The sequence below is a fragment of the Mesobacillus sp. QJM3NY_10 genome (assembly GCF_056173465.1).
The window spans coordinates 182,768-200,578 of record NZ_CM149675.1; the positions used below are offsets into that span (position 1 = coordinate 182,768).

Genomic DNA, 17,811 nt, shown 5'->3' on the forward strand with positions numbered 1-17,811 from the left:
TTTACTACAAGGCTGATTGAACTTTCAGGAAGGTTAGCGACTTTTCTGAAACAGTCTTACTAAACTACTGGAGGAAGTGCAATGTCGTTTGCAGATTTCGATTTTTTAGAATATCTAGCTAATATTGTTGACATTCTCCTGGTTTGGTTCGTCATTTATAAGCTGATTGCGATAATTCGAGGGACAAAGGCTGTCCAGCTTTTAAAAGGAATCTTTGTCATCCTGATCGTAAAGTTTGTCAGTGATTACTTCGGATTGAACACTCTTAGCTGGATGATGGAACAAGTACTAACCTGGGGATTCCTGGCCATTATCATCATCTTCCAGCCCGAATTGCGGCGGGCACTCGAACAGCTCGGCAGGGGACGGCTCTTTGCCAGATCAGGGCTGCAGGAAGAGGAAGACGAAGAGAAGATGGTGGAGGCCATTATCAAAGCAACTGATTATATGGCGAAGCGCCGAATCGGAGCATTGATCTCAATTGAAAGAGAAACAGGAATGAGTGATTACATAGAAACAGGCATACAGCTTCAATCAAAAATCTCCTCTGAACTGTTGATTAATCTTTTTATACCGAATACACCGCTTCATGATGGAGCTGTAGTCATACAGAAAAACATCGTAGCAGCGGCTGCTTGCTATTTGCCGCTGTCGGAAAGTCCGTTCATCTCGAAGGAGCTGGGTACAAGGCACAGGGCCGCACTCGGAATCAGTGAAGTAACTGACAGTATCACGATCGTTGTTTCTGAGGAGACAGGGAATGTATCGGTTACCCGGAATGGCGAACTTTACCGTGACTTGAGCGGGGAAACGCTAAGGGAACTGCTCACAGCCGAACTGATTTCCCCATCAAGAATCAAGCAGGCCGCTTCTACCCGCTGGAATTGGAGGGGGAAGAAAAATGGATAAATGGATGGATAATCCCTGGTTCATAAAAGTGGTTGCCCTTGTCCTTGCTGTTCTGCTCTTTGGATCTGTCCCTAAAAACGATCCAGGTAAGCCGGGTGATGTGAATGTGCCATCAGATGAAAAGGTGGAGACGGTTGAAGAAGTACCAGTAAAAAGGATTTATGATACCGATACTCTGGTAGTGTCCGGTGTTCCCGAGACTGTTTCTGTCACCCTGCAAGGCCCGAAGAATCTTGTTCAGCAGGCTAAGACACTGAGGAATTTCGAGGTGTTCGTAGATTTGACAGATGCTGAAATCGGGAATCAGCGAGTCCCGATTACGATTAAAGATGTCTCGGATCGCCTGACCGTCACCATTGAACCTGGTTATGCGAATGTTTCCATCCAGGAGAAGGTAACGAAAGAATTCAGGGTGGAGGCTGAGTTCAGCGCTAATATAGTTGAGGAAGGCTATATGGCCGAGAAACCAGCGGTAAAGCCTAATAAAGTCCAAATAACAGGTGCCAAAGATGTAGTTGATAAAATCACCTTTGTGAAAGCAACTGTCAATTCATCAGGGAAAATATCAGAAACAATCACACGAGAAGCAAGTGTACTAGCTTTGGATAAAGATATGAACAAGCTTAATGTCGTTGTGGAACCACAGGTTGTCGAGGTAACAATCCCGATTAAAAGCTCAAGCAAGAAGGTACCGATTGATATTGTCCGAAAAGGGACTCCTCCAAGTGGAGTAACAATCGATTCAATAACGTTAGAAACAAAGGAAGCAGAGATCATCGCTGACCCAGGCGTACTCGAGAATTTTGAAAAAGTCAGGGTCGAAGTGGATGTCAGCAAGATTGATGAGGATACGGAGATTACCCTCCCAGTCATCATCGGTGAAGGAATTGTCAAGGTATCACCCGAAACGGTAAAAGTGACCGTGAACGTCACGAAGGCTTCCGAGAAAAGCATTTCCAATGTTCCCATACAAATAGATGGGATGGATGAAGGCTTGGAAGTCAACTTCCTTGATCCTGCAAACGGTCAGACGAACTTGACCGTTTCTGGGCCGAGTGATATTGTTTCAGCTCTGTCATCAGATGATTTTAAGATCCTGATTGATGTGTCGGAACTGGATGAAGGAAATCATGAAGTCGACATGAAAGTGACAGCACCTCAAAATATAACGTGGAAATTGGCTAAAGAAAAAGCCAGTATATCGGTTGCGAAAAAAGATGCGTAAATGACTGCAATTTTTCATACAAGGAGAGATTTTAAGAATGGGTAAATATTTCGGTACAGATGGAGTACGTGGTGTTGCGAACAGCGAATTAACACCAGAATTAGCTTTCAAGCTTGGCCGCTTTGGAGGCTATGTCCTTACAAAGGAACATGATCGTCCTAAAGTTTTAATTGGAAGGGACACTCGTATTTCCGGACATATGCTTGAAGGAGCGCTGGTTGCCGGTCTATTATCAATCGGAGCGGAAGTTATGAGGCTCGGTGTCATCTCTACTCCAGGGGTAGCGTATTTGACGAAGGCCCTTGGTGCGCAGGCTGGAGTCATGATTTCGGCATCTCACAATCCAGTTGCGGATAATGGCATCAAATTCTTTGGCCCGGATGGATATAAGCTATCTGATGATCAAGAGAATGAAATCGAGCAATTGATGGATATGGAAGTGGATGAGCTTCCTCGTCCTGTTGGTGCTAACCTTGGTCAGGTGAATGATTATTTTGAAGGCGGCCAAAAGTACCTTCAATATCTTAAGCAATCAGTTGATGAAGAATTCACGGGGCTGCATATCGCGCTCGACTGCGCACATGGGGCAACCTCCTCATTGGCTACGCATTTATTTGCTGACCTTGATGCTGATACTTCAACAATGGGAGCATCGCCTAACGGTTTGAATATCAATGATGGTGTTGGATCAACTCATCCTGAAGCACTTGCTGCATTCGTTAAAGAAAAGGGTGCAGATCTTGGGCTTGCGTTTGATGGAGATGGCGACCGCTTGATTGCGATTGATGAAAAGGGAAACATCGTTGATGGCGACCAAATCATGTATATTTGCGGCAAGTTCCTGAAGGAAAGAGGCCAGCTGAAGCAGGGTACAGTTGTTTCAACCGTAATGAGCAACCTTGGTTTCTACAAAGGCCTAGAAGAGCATGGAGTTAAAAGTGTTCAGACAGCTGTTGGCGACCGCTATGTAGTAGAAGAAATGAAGAAGAATGGTTACAATCTCGGCGGAGAGCAGTCCGGGCATATCATTTTCCTTGATTACAATACAACTGGTGACGGCCTGTTAACTGGCCTGCAGCTTGCCAATATCATGAAAGCAACGAACAAGCCGCTTTCTGAACTGGCTGGAGAAATGAAGAAGTACCCTCAGGTCCTCGTGAATATCCGGGTGACTGATAAGCACCACGTAACAGATAACGAGAAGGTAAAAGCAGTGATTGAACAAGTTGAAGCGGAAATGAACGGCAACGGCCGTATCCTTGTTCGTCCTTCCGGAACAGAGCCATTGGTACGCGTCATGGCAGAGGCAGCAACAGCAGAGCTTTGCGAAGAATATGTAAGACGAATTGCTGTCGTTGTTGAAGAAGAAATGGGATTAAAAGAATAGGAATCAGTCATATGCATAAGGGCTTCTGCACGTAGAAGAGCCCTTATGCATATTTATTTATGAAGGGAAGTTTTAGCCAGACTGTAAAGGGTAATTGTACGGGAAGGCTGTTTTCCTTTGTTTTCTATTGACGGATGCATCAGTATCATGTATGATAATCCTGTTTTTGTAAATAAGGCTGTTTGTGCAACATATGCCTTATAAAACGATTTTATCGGAAAGGTGGGCAGAGGTAGATCAAGGGAAAACTAAAGCGCCAGGACTAATCCTTGACCGTAAATGTGGGTTAGTTGACGAGGTGGAGGTTTATCGAAGTTTCGGCGGATGCCTCCCGGCTGAAAGCACAGCCGCGAATTCCATCTTTAAAACATTAAGGCAACTTAATGCACAAAGAGATGGGGATGCTAAAACTAACGAGGATTAGATAATAGAGTCTGACCTCAAACCAATTATATGAGATAAGGGGGCAAGCCGCCCCTATAAAAGAGGCTTCTTGCCCCCTGTCGTACAGGAGGAACGGAAGTTATGTGTGGAATCGTTGGATATATCGGAAATAATGACTCGAAAGAGATTTTATTAAAAGGTCTGGAAAAGCTTGAGTACAGAGGTTATGATTCTGCGGGAATCGCAGTCATGAATGAAAAGGGAGTTCACGTTTTTAAGGAAAAAGGACGCATTGCGGATCTTCGCAACGCAGTGGACAATGATGTAATGGCGAACGCTGGTATCGGCCATACTCGCTGGGCTACTCACGGTCCTCCAAGCAAAGTGAACGCTCACCCTCACCAAAGCACAACTGGCAGACTGACTCTTGTTCACAATGGCGTGATCGAGAACTACGATCTATTGAAGCGCGAGTATTTGCAGAATGTAGAATTGAAAAGTGAAACAGACACTGAGATTATCGTTCAGTTGATTGATCTGTTCGTAAACGAAGGTCTGAGCCTGGAAGAAGCGTTCCGTAAGACGCTGACACTTTTACATGGTTCATATGCACTTGCCCTTATAGATGAGCAAAACGAAGACACTATTTTTGTGGCGAAAAACAAGAGCCCGCTTCTTGTCGGCCTTGGCGATGGTTTCAATGTTGTTGCTAGTGACGCGATGGCAATGATTCAGGTAACAAACCAGTATGTTGAACTGATGGATAAGGAAATGGTCATTGTCACTAAGGACGAAGTGGCAATCAAGAACCTTGAAGGTGAAGTTATTTCACGTGCCCCTTATACAGCAGAGCTTGATGCAAGCGACATTGAAAAGGGAACATACCCACACTACATGCTCAAGGAAATCGACGAACAGCCGCTAGTGATGCGTAAAATCATCCAGAACTATCAGGATGGCGAAGGCGCGCTTGAAATAGATTCTGACATCGTTGCTGCGATGAAAGAAGCAGATCGCATTTACATCGTCGCTGCGGGTACTTCTTATCATGCCGGCCTTGTTGGCAAGCAGTTCATCGAAAAATTGGCGAAGATTCCTGTTGAAGTCCATATCTCAAGTGAGTTCGGCTACAATATGCCGCTTCTATCTGAAAAGCCATTGTTCATCTTCATTTCCCAGAGTGGAGAAACTGCGGACAGCCGCCAGGTTCTTGTTCAGGTGAAGGAAATGGGCTATAAAGCATTGACGATTACGAACGTACCTGGTTCAACACTTTCCCGTGAAGCAGATTACACTCTTCTTCTACATGCTGGTCCGGAAATCGCGGTTGCTTCAACAAAAGCGTATACGGCACAGCTTGCTGTCCTGGCAATTTTAGCAGAAGTAACAGCTCGCGGAATTGGCCACGATGTAGACTTTGATCTTGTACAGGAATTAGGAATCGTAGCGACAGCTATGGAAGCTCTTTGCGACGACAAAGAAGAATTCGAAAGCATCGCTCGCGAATACCTGACTGTTACAAGAAACGCATTCTTCATCGGACGCGGAATCGATTTCTACGTAGGTCTTGAAGGCGCGTTGAAGCTAAAAGAAATCTCGTACATCCAGGCTGAAGGCTTTGCCGGCGGAGAACTGAAGCACGGAACAATCGCTTTGATCGAAGAAGGCACACCAGTCATTGCTCTTGCAACACAAGAATTTGTTAACCTAAGCATCCGTGGAAACGTCAAAGAAGTCGTTGCCCGCGGAGCAAACCCGTGCATCATTTCCATGAATGGACTGGAAACAGACGAAGACCGCTTCGTCATCCCAGAAGTGCACAGCCTATTAACACCTCTTATCTCAGTAATACCAATGCAATTGATTTCTTACTACGCAGCATTGCACCGCGACTGTGACGTTGATAAGCCACGTAACCTGGCTAAATCTGTTACGGTTGAATAAAATTTTTTAAAACTCCAGAAGGGTCGGGAGCGTACTTGGTACGTTTCTCGATCCTTTTTTTTGGTATCGCTTGGATTTAGACTTTTCCAACCTGTCCAATCATAAATTATCTATAGAGAGAGACAATAACTCTGTATGGAATGAGTTTATACGGAGGTATTGGGATGGAAATAGATAAGGAAATGAACTATGGCAGTGATTATAAATATATTCCTGCTACTTCTATAGGCAGCGGTGTGGGCATGGAGATTTTGCCAGACCTATTTAATTATACTGTCCAGATCGTCAATATTCATTTGGTTGGAAATCCGGAAACAAAGGATTTTGTTCTAATCGATGCGGGAATGCCAGAATCAGCGGAAGAGATCATTTCCGTTACAGAAGAGCGTTTTGGAGCGAACATCCGTCCAAAAGCGATTATTTTAACACATGGTCATTTTGATCATGTTGGAGCGATTATCGAATTGGTGAAACATTGGGAAGTTCCTGTTTATGCACATGAACTGGAAATACCTTTTCTCACAGGACAAATGAGTTACCCTGAACCAGATCCAACTGTTGAAGGCGGTATGGTTGCGAAAATGTCGCCTTTGTTTCCAAACGAACCGATCGACCTGGGGAATAATGTAGAAAAACTACCTTCTGATGGCACGATACCGCATATGCCAGAATTTAAATGGATTCACACACCAGGTCATACGCCCGGCCATGTTTCTTTTTTTAGAGAAAGAGATCGAGTGCTGATTGCAGGAGACGCATTTGTGACTGTTAAACAGGAGTCACTGTATAAAGTGTTAACACAGGAACAGGAAATAAGCGGTCCCCCAAGGTATCTGACGCCAGATTGGAAATCCGCGAAGGAATCAGTCATTAAGCTTGAGGCATTGAAACCGGCCGCGGCCGTGACAGGACATGGACTGCCGATGTCAGGTGAATTACTGTCAAACAGCCTTGAAAAGCTGGTCCGGGAATTTGACAGTATTGCGGTACCGGACTATGGGAAGTACGTGGATAAGAGCATCAACTAAGTGAATATTTAGTATTGAAGGCGTATGTGTATGCCTTCTTTTTTTTTGAGTCATGGCGGTCTATTTCCTTGTCTAAAACTTTCAAAACTCAACACTAGCAAGGGATGATATAATGTTAATACTGAATCATAATAGGAAGGCGATAGGGAAAGCGGAGGGATTTTATTGCTGAAAAGGGAGAATATTTATTATCTACTTCTTTTTTTATTTGTCACACTGGTTGCCTTTCTAGGAAATCAGGTTGAGTTAGACACCAAGGATATCTTCATAGCTCTCAGTCTTTTTCTAGTTTTTAACATCATTAATTATCATTTAAACATCCTAACGGAAACAAAAGGAGTAACCACTGAATACTCGATTAATTACGGTATTGCGATTGCGATTTATGCTGGACCAATTGGCGTTCTCCTCTATGAGATTCTAAATCATGGCTCCACTCTCATGATCAATATATGGAAGAAAAAGACAAATGATAATCCGTTTTTATATACATTCTATAATATTACAACGTTTTCAGCTGCTAATATATTAGCCTACTATTTATATGGGTTGCTTTGGCCGCTATTGAATCATCTACCATTTGGCATCTGGATAACTTTTTTCCTAATTACTGTGGTAACAGCTTTTACTTCCGATACCTTCATTCTTATTTATTTCTGGCTGATAAAAGAAATTCGCTCCTGGAAAGATGCGGCTCAATTTTATAGCTATTGGAATTTACTTGATATTGGGAAGACCGTTATGACAAACGGATTGTTAATTGTATTCCTCTATCACAATCAGTGGGAATACTTAATCGGATTATTGGTGTTATATCACTTTGTTAATCGTTCCATTTTGATGAAGACAATAAATATACAGGACAAGTTGGAGCGGGATAAATTTGAAGTGATGGCCTATAAAGATGCTTTAACGGGGGCCAATAATCGAGCATTTATGGATAAGAAGATAGATGACCTGTCCAACCTCGGGCAAACAATGGGGGTCGTAGTCGCTGACATCGACCGTTTTAAATTGATTAATGATACGTATAACCACGCGGTCGGTGATCAAGCCCTCAAGTTTTATGTAAAGTTCTTAACTAGCTTCCTGGAGGAAGATGACCTGCTTTTCCGGAGCGGTGGTGAAGAGTTCACTTTATTTTTAAGGAACCGTACATTCGAAGAAACGTATGCACTCCTCGAGGAAATGAGGCAGGAACTCGAAAAGGCAAGGCTGGAGATCGAATTCAACGGGGAGCAGTATATAATTGCTTTTACGTCATCTTTTGGCCTCTATTTTAATAACTTTTCTGAACCATCTTCGATTGAAAAAGGATATATACTGGCCGATAACCTTTTGCTGAAATCAAAGCGACAGGGCAGGAACCAAATAACCGCAGAAAATGGAATGGTTTAAAGCAACTAACCTTTTACAAGGGGTGGTTGCTTTTTTCTCTTTGCTATTTCCTTATGAAAACAATTCATTTTTAATGTAAATTTTAGTTAACATGTCCATACAAATAGCCTGCCGAAAACTCGGCAGGCTAAATTTACGATTATTCCTCAACCACCGGCAGTACGATCGATGACGGATATTTAGAGTTAGACAAAATCGTTGCAATCCCACCGAGCTGGTCGAGCAGCTGCGATGCTGGCGACATGGAGTGCGGGAAGTCGCTTGGCCCGATGGCAACGCGGAGTCTGTGCCCTTCTTTGATGACGAAGTTGCTAGGGAAGATCTCGACATCCAGCTCCATAACTTCATATGGCTTCACTTCCTGCACCGCAGCTCTCGTAAATGGGTGCCATGGCTGGATGTTCTCTCCATCGAGGAAGCGGCTCTTGATTTCGTCGACTGCCCGGTGAGAGGCGGCGAGCCAGCCTGCAGTAATTTCGCGGGAAGTCCCGTCCGGTGCGACATCGGTTACACGTACAGACAATACGAGTTCACGAGCGGTTGTTTTGGCAAAAATTTTAGCGGCGATTGGCCCGGAAACACGCAAGTCTGAATTTACTGGTGCTGTCGTATAGGTGAGCTCGCCCAATTCTGTCAGGCGATTATCCTTCGTACAAGGGAGGGCATCCGGGATTCCTGCCATCCACTGGTTCGTGCTGCCTGAACAAATGCCGTTCAACGGCTGCTGAAGCATTGTGCGCGATGGCTCCGCATAGGAAGGAGTCTCCTTCGTCAACTGCTTACCGCTGCGCAAGTAAAACTTCTCAGCTTCTGCCTCCTGATGTGGCCAGCCTGGCTGGACCTCGAAACGATCCTCACCGAGCACATATTGAGTGACATCAGGTATTTTGTTGATGTTCGTGTTGATTCCCATCAAATACTGATCGAACCATCGCAACGCCAGCTGGTCAAGGGCAGGGACATTGTCGGCAGGCAAACCGCTGCCATAGTTTCCGTGCGTCCAGTTTCCCATCAGCAGCTTTGTCTGTACGCCGTTTGCTTTTAATTTTTCATAAAGAAGCGGGGTTCCACGCTGGAACAGGTCATGAAGTCCTCCGGTGAAAAATGCGGGAACTTCAATTTGCTCGGCAACTGCCAGTGGAGAGCGCAGTTGTGCGGCTGGTCCATCATAGGCGAAGTCGCCGCCTGTTATCGCAGAGCTTAGGGTGCTGACTGGAAAGCCGAGAATTTGTCCGGTGTGGTTTAGCAAAACGGTCGTTCCCATGATTGGGTCCGACAGAGTGTAGGAAGGCGGAAGCAAGCCGCTGCCTGTCACAAGTCCGAGCCAGAGCGGGATGAATCCTGTGTTGACCATTCCTCCTGACATGAGAATGTCGCGGTACATATCACCCATCGGCACGATCGGGAAAATGGCTTCCAGTCCTTCAGGCTGTTGGGCTGCGGTTAAAAGCTGGTTGATCGCCCGGTAGGAAGAGCCATATAAACCAACCTTTCCAGTGCTCCACGGCTGGCTTGCTGCCCATTCGACGAGCTCCTTGCCATCGCGCTGTTCTGCTTCGCCGAATGAATCCCATGCACCCTGTGAGGCGCCTGTCCCCCGGACATCGACTGCCACATGGGCATAGCCGCGCTTAATAAAATACTCATTTAGATTCTCGGTGCTGCTTACGTTCTTGTTATACGGTGTTTGTGTGAGGATGACAGGGAACGGTCCCTCGCCATCAGGCAGATGCACATCGGCTGCTAAAATTACGCCATCCCTCATCGTGATGAAAACATCTTTTTCCGTAGTATAGTTTGAATACTGTTCTGGGCGGTCATAGCTTGTGTCTTCCCATTCATGCCCTGAAGCGGAGGCCTGGGAAGAACCAAGCCCCGAGAACAGGCTGAAGATGAGTAAAAAAGCAAGTGAAATATTGAATAATTTCATCAGCAAGCCTCCTGTAAGGGTTTTCAAATTAATCATACGAAAAATCACCAGGACACTTATATACGATAAATGTCGGGTTCTTAGAATCAGCAAAATAAAACAGTGTGATCCGCCAGGGAATCACACTGATAAAAAACTTATTCGTCGGCTTCTTCGCTCTGTCTGTTCGTCTGGTAAGGAAGGGTATCCCAGAAGCTGGTATCCATCTTTTCGATAGAGTCATCAGCAATCGCTCTTACTGTAGCATCCAAAGTGGTGATGGTCTGCTTGATCAGGTAGCCGTTGCTCTTCTGGCCTAACGCATAAGACTCGTAAAAATGGTCGGACATGCCGCGCATTTCGAATAATAGAGTCGAAATGTCATAGCGGACAGCTGCGCCGTTACGGCCAATGTTTTCTCCCGTACCGCCGCGATATTTGCCGATATGGCCCCAGCCAGTATCTTCAAGCGCATTGTATACGACTGCACCAAGCTTCTTGGAACCTTCAAGCACCTCTGGCTTCACATTTTCATTCGTAGGATAAAGAATCGATCCAGAAACAAGTTCACCTTCTGTTTCGCTGAGCGTGCCCTGGTGATGAAGGTCGATCATGTAATCGATTTCATATTTTTCAAAAACATTTTCGTGTAGTGCGCGAGCTTCTGGTTCCATATCGCTCGTTTCTTTTGCGTGCTCCCGGTTAAGGTCAACTTCGTTTGCATTATAGCGGGTAAGGTGGCGGTCGCCATCAGCGTGGTAATCTTCAAGTGAAAAGTCGACATCGCCCATTGCTCCGTCCGCATTCAGCATCGGAATCACAAGGATGTTTACATTATCAAGTACATCACTAGTTTTACCAGTGCCCAAATGCTTGATGAATTCAAGCGCTCCCTCAGTTGTCAGCTGCTCGTTTCCGTGCTGCTGTGTCAGGAACAACACGGTTGGGTTTTCCGGATTGGAAATATACTTTGCCATGTGAATATCGCGGCCCTTGACTGTCTGGCCGATCACTTCCAGTTCCATTGCCTCCTGTTTGGCATCCTGAGTCTTCAGGTAATCTACTAAACTTTCATATGTATGCAAAATCGATGTTTGTACGGCTCCATTTCCGGCACTCGGTCCATTCCCGACAGCACCTGCAGGCAGGGCCACTGCAGTCACCGCGCCAAGAGCCATCATGCTTGATAAAGAAACCGATAGAACCTTCTTTTTCAAATTCATCGTCATTCCTCCTATAAACTAGATTCACTATATATATTACTGAATTTTTAAAAAACATTTAATAGAGTATGGTACCTATTTTTCAGACAAATTTCGAGCCTCGAAATAAGTAAAAATGATAGAGTTTAAAAGAGTGAAGATGGGGTTTAATAGGCAAAAAGTAATTAGTTAGGCGAAGTAAGCAGGAATCGCTATAATAAACATAACTAGAACTGAGTAAGGAGACACAGTGATGGCAGCGATCTTAATTGTCGATGATGATCCTAATATTTTATTTTTGGTAAAAAGCCAGCTTCAGGGAGCAGGACATGTTGTATACCAGGCACAGGATGGAACAGGTGCTTTGAAAACGCTGAATGAAACTGTCATTGATTTGACGGTAGTGGATGTGATGATGCCCGGAATGGACGGATATGAGCTAACGAAGCAAATCCGGGAACTGCACGATATCCCGGTGATCATGCTGACGGCGAAGGGGCAGATTGAGGACAAGGAGCAGGGATTCCTTTCAGGCACGGATGACTATATCGTAAAGCCATTTGACCCGAAGGAGCTGATTTTCAGGATCAACGCATTATTCCGGCGCTATCAGAAGAGGAGCAATATGCTGATCACAATTGGCAATGTAACGATCAACCAGCAAAACTTCGAGGTTCAGGTGGGTGATAAGACGCTGATTTTGCCTCTGAAGGAGTTTGAGCTTCTTTCTTACATGGCAGCGAAGCCGAACCAGGTGTTTACGAGAAACCAGCTGATCGAGGAAATCTGGGGCCTTGATTTTTCAGGGGATGAACGTACGCTGAACGTCCATGTCAAAAGGCTTCGAGACCGGTTCTCTGAATTGACCGATGACTTCACGATCAAAACAATCCGCGGAGTCGGTTATTTGGTTGAGGTACAAAGCAAATGAAATCCATCTATTCAAAATTTGTGATAGCGACCATAGCCATTATCCTGACGAGCACGCTGCTTGGATTTTTGATAGCCAACACCTACTATCATCAGCTGGTGAAGCCATTGAACGACGAGAAGAATGTCAGTGTGGCGCAGAATCTTTCAAGCTACATAGAGAGCCAGGAGAATATCGAGCTTGAAAACTATCTCGAAAGTGCCGCATCGATGGGATACCAAATCTACGCAGTCAATGCAAGTGGCTACGAACAGTACTTTGGCGCACCTTTTAAAAACCCCAACCTTCAGAAGGGAGCCGTAGATTCGGTACTGAGCGGGGAAATCTACCATGGCATGAGGGACTACCCGATGGAAACGTTCGTCACTGGCTTTTTCGCGAATGAGCTCCGAAATACGGTAGGTGTGCCCTTCACCTATGGTAATGAACGATATGCGCTCTTCATCAGGCCTGACATCAAGCTTTTGTTCAGTGAAGTCCATGTGCTGATGGGCTGGATGATCCTAATCATGTTCATCATCAGCGTCATCCTTGTACTGATAGCTTCAAAGTATCTTGTAAAGCCGATCACAAAGCTGACATTCGCAACAAAAGAGATCCAGACGGGAAATTTTGATATCAAGCTGGACATCAGCCGGCAGGATGAGCTTGGTGTCCTGGCAAGAAGCTTCGAGGAAATGAGCTTAAGGCTCAGCCAGCTTGACCAGATGAGGAGAGAATTCGTCTCGAATGTATCCCATGACTTCCAATCGCCATTGCTGAACATCCAGGGCTACACCCAGCTGCTGGGAAAAGAGGGTTTGAAGCAGGAAGAAAAGGCGCATTATATCCAGGTGATCCAACAGGAAACAAACCGGCTGTCATTAATGACAAAGCAGCTGCTTTTGCTGACATCCCTGGAAAAAGAAGAGTTTATCTTCAAGCCGGCCGCTTTTAATTTAGGAACACAAATGAAGGAACTCATCCAAAAATATGTATGGCAGCTTGATGAGAAGGGGATTGCCCTCACCTTTCATTTGCCGGAAGTCATCTACCATGGCGATGGAAACCTCCTTCATAATGCCTGGGAGAATCTTTTGTCAAACGCAATCAAATACAATAAGGAAAACGGAGAGATCGAAATCACCCTTCATGAAGAAACCGACCTGGTAAAAATCATCTTCAAGGACACCGGAATCGGCATGTCCCCGGAAGAGACCGAGCGGATATTCGACCGTTTTTACCGTGCTGATCCATCGAGATCAAAGGAAATCGAGGGCACCGGTCTTGGTTTGTCCATCGTAGACAGGATTATAAAATTGCACGATGGAAGTATTAACGTGACCAGCGAACCAGGTAAAGGTTCTGAGTTCGTTGTGTTGCTGCCTAAAAAGTAAAACAGCACACCACCTCATTTGTAATATCCAGTTCACCTTCTGTTCACTTTCGATTCTTATAATGAGAATCGTAAGTCATCAGAAGGTTTTTTTATACAGAATGTATAAAAATCACTTCTAGAAATGTCTAGCTACAACGCCTAGCCCCTCGAGTCGCTTCGGTCCGCCCGATGAAGTCAAAGAACGACTTCACTGGTCGGCCCTCCAGCGCTTGTCGGGGCTGACCAAGGCGTTTGCGCTTTTCTTATGGAGGAGGAGTTTTTATGAAGGGGAAAAATTTGGCGCTGCTTCGATTTTCAGCAGTGTTTTCAGTAATCGGGGCGGTGCTTGGGGCTCATATGGCAGGTGCGGGTTCGTATGCGTTTCGGCCGATCCATGCCCATATCCTGGTTGTCGGGTGGCTGACCTTGTTTGCCTGGGCAGTTTATTATGAGGTATTCACGATTACGTCCAAAAAATTGGCCGCGTGGCATACATGGACTGCAATCATTGGCACGACAGGATTGACAGCAGGTATGTGGGTCCATAACCTGAAGCCGTTTGATTTACCAGAGGCTTTTTCACTCATCCTTTATATTGGCGGAGGGGTGACATTGCTTGTCAGCTTTATCCTCTTCCTGGTGTCGACATTTTTTATCGAAGGCTGATTTCGTAAAGATTGTTGTTAAATAGTGACAAAGTTTGCGAAAAGAGCCTTATCGAAAGACATTAAAGAGGGGGAGAGGGAAAAATGAAGTGGGTTAGGAAATTAACGGCTTTTTCAGGCAGCCAAAAGGGCTCGAAAGGAATCGTGGCCATTTGGGTCCTTGCTGCAATATTGATGGGTTGGCTTTTCCCGAGTGCGAGTGAGTATGCGACAAGCGTCAATGAGTCGGGTCTTCCTGAGGATTCCGTTTCGTTAAAAGCAGATGAAAAAATCAAAGAGTATTTTCCTGAAGACAATGGGATTCCCGCACTGCTCGTTTTTAATAAAAAGGGGGAATTCACAGAAACCGACTTTGCGATCATTGACCAGGTCAGCAAAAAGCTGATAGAGGCGGAGCTAGAGGGTGTAAAGGCGGTGGTGCCGTTCCATCAGATGCCACCCCAGGCAAAAGCAACGTTTCTATCAGAAAACAATACGACACTCATTTTGCCAGTATCACTGAAAGAAAATCTTGAACGCAGCACAATCAATGAAAATATTAAAAAGATTGGGCAGCTGGCAAAGAAAGAGTTGAAAAGCCAGGATGAGGTCAAGCTGGCCATCACCGGCCCTGCGGGGATTGTCGCAGATATGATCGGCATCTTTGCCCGGGCGGATATCGTGCTCCTGCTTGGGACGGTCGGATTGATCTTCATCCTGTTAATCCTGATTTACCGTTCGCCGCTGTTGGCATTGGTACCTTTAATAGGAGCAGGACTCGTCTACGAAATGGTTAATAAAAGTATTGGGATATTTGGCTCTGCAGGGATGGAAATCGAGACGCAGGCGACCTCGATCATGTCAATCCTGTTGTTTGCAGCCCTGACTGATTATTCGCTTTTCATTGTGGCGCGTTTTAAAGAAGAACTAAAAAAGGTAGAAAGCAAATTTACCGCGATGAAGCAGGCGATGGAGGAAGTCACTGAACCGATTCTCTTCAGCGGCGGGACCGTGCTGGCAGCGATGCTTGTGTTGTTCGCTGCCATTTATGAGCCGTACCGAAATTTTGCGCCGGTCTTCTCGATTGCATTGGTGTTGATTCTGCTCGGCGGATTGACGTTGCTGCCAGCTCTGTATGTGCTTTTTGGCAGGAATGCGTTCTGGCCGTCCCTTCCAAAAGTGGATGACCAGGCTCCGGCAAAGGCGACCATATGGTCAAGGCTTGGGAAAATGGTGGTGGAAAATCCGGTTAAGAGCGGAGTCTTCGTACTCATCCCGCTGGTGGCCATCGCCTTGAACACGCTCAATATCACTTATTCATTCAATCTTATCAAATCTTTCCCTGATGACATCCAGTCAAGGCAGGGATATGAGATCCTGGAGAAGAACTTCTCGCCGGGTGAGCTGGCACCGACAACCCTGATCGTTGAAAGTGACAGTGAAATAGGGAAAGAAGAGCTGCAAGCCTTAAGGGGTGAGCTCCTTGATATGGATGGGGTTGAACAGGTGAATCCTGATTTCGCCCTGCAGGCTAATTCTTATTTTTCTAAAGATAAAAATGCTGCAAAGCTGGAGATCGTTTTTGCCGGCAATCCTTATGACCAAAAGACATTCGATCAGTTGAATGAAATCCGTATTCAGGGAGGAGAGCTGAAGCAAGATGCTGGCCTTGAAGGTGCAAACTTCTACTATGCTGGCGAAACCGCAAAGCAGGCAGAAGTCCGAGAAGTGAATGATCGTGATACATGGGTGGTCGTCCTGTTAACGACCGTTGTCATCATGGTCCTGCTTGGCATGCAGACAAAATCCCTGATTGCTCCCATCTATATGATGGCAACGATCATCCTGTCTTATTTTACAGCGCTAGGAGCCGGCTTCTTCATCTTTGACCAGTTCTTCGGCTATTCTGAAATCAGTTACCGGATTCCGTTATACACGTTCATCTTCCTGGTGGCACTTGGAGTGGACTACAACATCATGCTCATTTCGAGGATAAAAGAGGAAGCAAGGAACCATCCGATCAAAGAGGCGATCAGTCGGGGCTTATCCCATACAGGTGGAGTCATTTCATCAGCAGGAGTCATTCTTGCCGCAACATTCGCCGTCCTGATCACCCAGCCAATCATGGAACTATTCATGTTCGGGTTCACTGTCGCGATCGGTGTCTTGATTGATACATTCCTGATTCGAACAATTCTTGTACCAGCCATCATGGTCAAGCTGGGAAAATACAGCCTTTGGCCGCAAAAAGTAAAATAGAAACAAAAAAAGCGTGCTCAGCTGTGGCACGCTTTTTAGTGGGGGCATTAATTACTCTCTAGTTCTTCCTCAAAGTAAAATGTGCTTGGGTATTCCTTCACAGTGTATGAATATCTTTTCATGTTTTTTACGTATTGGGATTTCATGATTGTCACTGTTTCGCCGGTTTCCTTGATATTGACCGATTGACCTGTTTTATAAATGTTGCTTGCGCTTTTCAATTAGCCACGCCCTTTCATGTTCTTTTAATTATACCACATTTTCTGATTCACTTTTATTAATCCAGTATGGGCTTTTGAATGATTTTTTATAAAACCCTGTTTTTGGAAAATTCCTAAATACTTGCACTATCTTATCAATTCTGTTATTCTTAGGAAGAATTATTTTTGTTCGGTATGCAAGGAAAGAACATGCACTGCTTGATTCGCCTGGATATCACTGAGACAAGAATAGTAACAAATTGTGTGGATATCACACTAGGAGGCAACAAAAATGGAAAACGGTAAAGTAAAATGGTTTAACGCAGAAAAAGGTTTCGGATTCATCGAACGTGAAGGTGGAGAAGACGTATTCGTACACTTCTCAGCTATCCAAGGCGAAGGCTTCAAGACTCTTGAAGAAGGCCAAGAAGTTTCTTTCGACGTTGAGCAAGGCGCTCGTGGACCACAAGCAGCTAACGTTACAAAACTATAATAACGGATTAGCCCATACAAACAAGCTCTGATTCATCAGAGCTTGTTTTTTTATGTTCATGTATATTTGAATAATAATAAAAGGCTGTTTTCGTAACGATTGTTGTTAAAATCCTAAAGCTGATTTTAACGTAATATATATCCAGTTTGCAGGTCGGTATGAAGTTTGCATGCTCTTTTCTCATAAGGAAACGTCAACTTCACGAAGGAAAATAGCTGATTCAATCCAATATTATATGCAATAGCAACAAAGTTTGAGAAAAGAGCCTAATAAAAAAACCCCACTCCAATTGAGTGGGGTTTAATGCGGTAAAGCAATGGTTGTTCTTATTATAGCATAAGTTTTACAGACACTGTAAAAAAGTTTTTCGGATTACAAACTTTGTTGCTTGCCTGCACAACATTTCGCACCAATTAGTTCCCCCTAAATACCTGAGACCCCAAAATACGATAGCATCCCTTAGAAATAGACAAAATTATGCAATTTTATCAAAAATATCTGAATTTTCCATTGAAGTATCCATAAGGGGAGTAGATAATAA

At 44.8% G+C, this 17,811-nt stretch carries 14 protein-coding genes; 11 read left to right on the forward strand and 3 right to left on the reverse strand.

From position 1 onward, the window contains the following. Nucleotides 1-81 precede the first annotated feature (81 nt). From cdaA to AC0VX7_RS01060, 6 genes are all read left to right on the forward strand, one after another. Nucleotides 82-909, forward strand: coding sequence for a diadenylate cyclase CdaA (gene cdaA / locus AC0VX7_RS01035; RefSeq protein WP_041964276.1), 828 nt, complete (start codon nucleotides 82-84; stop codon nucleotides 907-909). Beyond that, nucleotides 902-2,134, forward strand: a complete 1,233-nt coding sequence (locus AC0VX7_RS01040) for a CdaR family protein (RefSeq protein ID WP_475426295.1) — start codon at nucleotides 902-904, stop codon at nucleotides 2,132-2,134. The genes cdaA and AC0VX7_RS01040 overlap by 8 nt, the downstream gene beginning before the upstream one ends. 37 nt (nucleotides 2,135-2,171) lie before the next feature. Continuing rightward, nucleotides 2,172-3,521, forward strand: a complete 1,350-nt coding sequence (glmM, locus tag AC0VX7_RS01045; RefSeq protein WP_475426296.1) for a phosphoglucosamine mutase — start codon at nucleotides 2,172-2,174, stop codon at nucleotides 3,519-3,521. Nucleotides 3,522-4,046: 525 nt separating this feature from the next. Beyond that, nucleotides 4,047-5,849 carry a glutamine--fructose-6-phosphate transaminase (isomerizing) gene (gene glmS, locus AC0VX7_RS01050; protein ID WP_475426297.1) on the forward strand — a complete coding sequence of 601 codons (1,803 nt, stop codon included), beginning with the start codon at nucleotides 4,047-4,049 and terminating at the stop codon, nucleotides 5,847-5,849. 170 nt (nucleotides 5,850-6,019) lie between these two features. Further along, entirely contained in the window at nucleotides 6,020-6,877 is an 858-nt protein-coding gene (locus AC0VX7_RS01055; RefSeq protein ID WP_475428053.1) for an MBL fold metallo-hydrolase, read from the forward strand. A gap of 165 nt (nucleotides 6,878-7,042) precedes the next feature. Further along, the gene (locus AC0VX7_RS01060; protein WP_475426298.1) at nucleotides 7,043-8,275 is read left to right on the forward strand and encodes a GGDEF domain-containing protein; all 1,233 of its coding nucleotides are present in this window, start codon (nucleotides 7,043-7,045) and stop codon (nucleotides 8,273-8,275) included. Nucleotides 8,276-8,414: 139 nt separating this feature from the next. Here the strand turns inward: AC0VX7_RS01060 and AC0VX7_RS01065 are convergent, their stop codons facing one another. Together AC0VX7_RS01065 and AC0VX7_RS01070 are read right to left on the reverse strand one after the other, a co-directional pair. After that, nucleotides 8,415-10,205 carry a CocE/NonD family hydrolase gene (locus AC0VX7_RS01065; protein WP_475426299.1) on the reverse strand — a complete coding sequence of 597 codons (1,791 nt, stop codon included), beginning with the start codon at nucleotides 10,203-10,205 and terminating at the stop codon, nucleotides 8,415-8,417. A gap of 137 nt (nucleotides 10,206-10,342) precedes the next feature. Continuing rightward, nucleotides 10,343-11,407: a M14 family zinc carboxypeptidase gene (locus tag AC0VX7_RS01070; RefSeq protein WP_475426300.1), complete on the reverse strand. Its 1,065-nt coding sequence runs from the start codon at nucleotides 11,405-11,407 to the stop codon at nucleotides 10,343-10,345. A 232-nt stretch (nucleotides 11,408-11,639) separates the two neighbouring features. Here AC0VX7_RS01070 and AC0VX7_RS01075 point away from each other — a divergent pair, with 232 nt between their 5' ends. The 4 genes from AC0VX7_RS01075 to AC0VX7_RS01090 all read left to right on the forward strand — a co-directional run bounded on the left by AC0VX7_RS01075 (nucleotide 11,640) and on the right by AC0VX7_RS01090 (nucleotide 16,577). Continuing rightward, nucleotides 11,640-12,317, forward strand: coding sequence for a response regulator transcription factor (locus AC0VX7_RS01075; protein WP_475426301.1), 678 nt, complete (start codon nucleotides 11,640-11,642; stop codon nucleotides 12,315-12,317). Next, nucleotides 12,314-13,693, forward strand: coding sequence for a sensor histidine kinase (locus AC0VX7_RS01080; protein ID WP_475426302.1), 1,380 nt, complete (start codon nucleotides 12,314-12,316; stop codon nucleotides 13,691-13,693). The genes AC0VX7_RS01075 and AC0VX7_RS01080 overlap by 4 nt, the downstream gene beginning before the upstream one ends. A gap of 263 nt (nucleotides 13,694-13,956) precedes the next feature. Next, nucleotides 13,957-14,340, forward strand: coding sequence for a hypothetical protein (locus tag AC0VX7_RS01085; protein WP_215036379.1), 384 nt, complete (start codon nucleotides 13,957-13,959; stop codon nucleotides 14,338-14,340). A gap of 83 nt (nucleotides 14,341-14,423) precedes the next feature. Continuing rightward, nucleotides 14,424-16,577: an MMPL family transporter gene (locus tag AC0VX7_RS01090; RefSeq protein ID WP_475426303.1), complete on the forward strand. Its 2,154-nt coding sequence runs from the start codon at nucleotides 14,424-14,426 to the stop codon at nucleotides 16,575-16,577. 47 nt (nucleotides 16,578-16,624) lie between these two features. Here the strand turns inward: AC0VX7_RS01090 and AC0VX7_RS01095 are convergent, their stop codons facing one another. Continuing rightward, a complete protein-coding gene (locus AC0VX7_RS01095) occupies nucleotides 16,625-16,798 on the reverse strand; it encodes a hypothetical protein (protein WP_214911033.1) in 174 nt (57 codons plus the stop codon). 271 nt (nucleotides 16,799-17,069) lie between these two features. Here AC0VX7_RS01095 and AC0VX7_RS01100 point away from each other — a divergent pair, with 271 nt between their 5' ends. Next, nucleotides 17,070-17,270, forward strand: coding sequence for a cold-shock protein (locus tag AC0VX7_RS01100; protein ID WP_023626356.1), 201 nt, complete (start codon nucleotides 17,070-17,072; stop codon nucleotides 17,268-17,270). Nucleotides 17,271-17,811: the final 541 nt, after the last annotated feature.

Coding starts and splice junctions, on each gene's coding strand:
- cdaA (WP_041964276.1), top strand. CDS start 82: ATGTCGTTTGCAGATTTCGATTTTTTAGAATATCTAGCTAATATTGTT.
- AC0VX7_RS01040 (WP_475426295.1), top strand. CDS start 902: ATGGATAAATGGATGGATAATCCCTGGTTCATAAAAGTGGTTGCCCTT.
- glmM (WP_475426296.1), top strand. CDS start 2,172: ATGGGTAAATATTTCGGTACAGATGGAGTACGTGGTGTTGCGAACAGC.
- glmS (WP_475426297.1), top strand. CDS start 4,047: ATGTGTGGAATCGTTGGATATATCGGAAATAATGACTCGAAAGAGATT.
- AC0VX7_RS01065 (WP_475426299.1), bottom strand. CDS start 10,205: ATGAAATTATTCAATATTTCACTTGCTTTTTTACTCATCTTCAGCCTG.
- AC0VX7_RS01070 (WP_475426300.1), bottom strand. CDS start 11,407: ATGAATTTGAAAAAGAAGGTTCTATCGGTTTCTTTATCAAGCATGATG.
- AC0VX7_RS01075 (WP_475426301.1), top strand. CDS start 11,640: ATGGCAGCGATCTTAATTGTCGATGATGATCCTAATATTTTATTTTTG.
- AC0VX7_RS01080 (WP_475426302.1), top strand. CDS start 12,314: ATGAAATCCATCTATTCAAAATTTGTGATAGCGACCATAGCCATTATC.
- AC0VX7_RS01085 (WP_215036379.1), top strand. CDS start 13,957: ATGAAGGGGAAAAATTTGGCGCTGCTTCGATTTTCAGCAGTGTTTTCA.
- AC0VX7_RS01090 (WP_475426303.1), top strand. CDS start 14,424: ATGAAGTGGGTTAGGAAATTAACGGCTTTTTCAGGCAGCCAAAAGGGC.
- AC0VX7_RS01100 (WP_023626356.1), top strand. CDS start 17,070: ATGGAAAACGGTAAAGTAAAATGGTTTAACGCAGAAAAAGGTTTCGGA.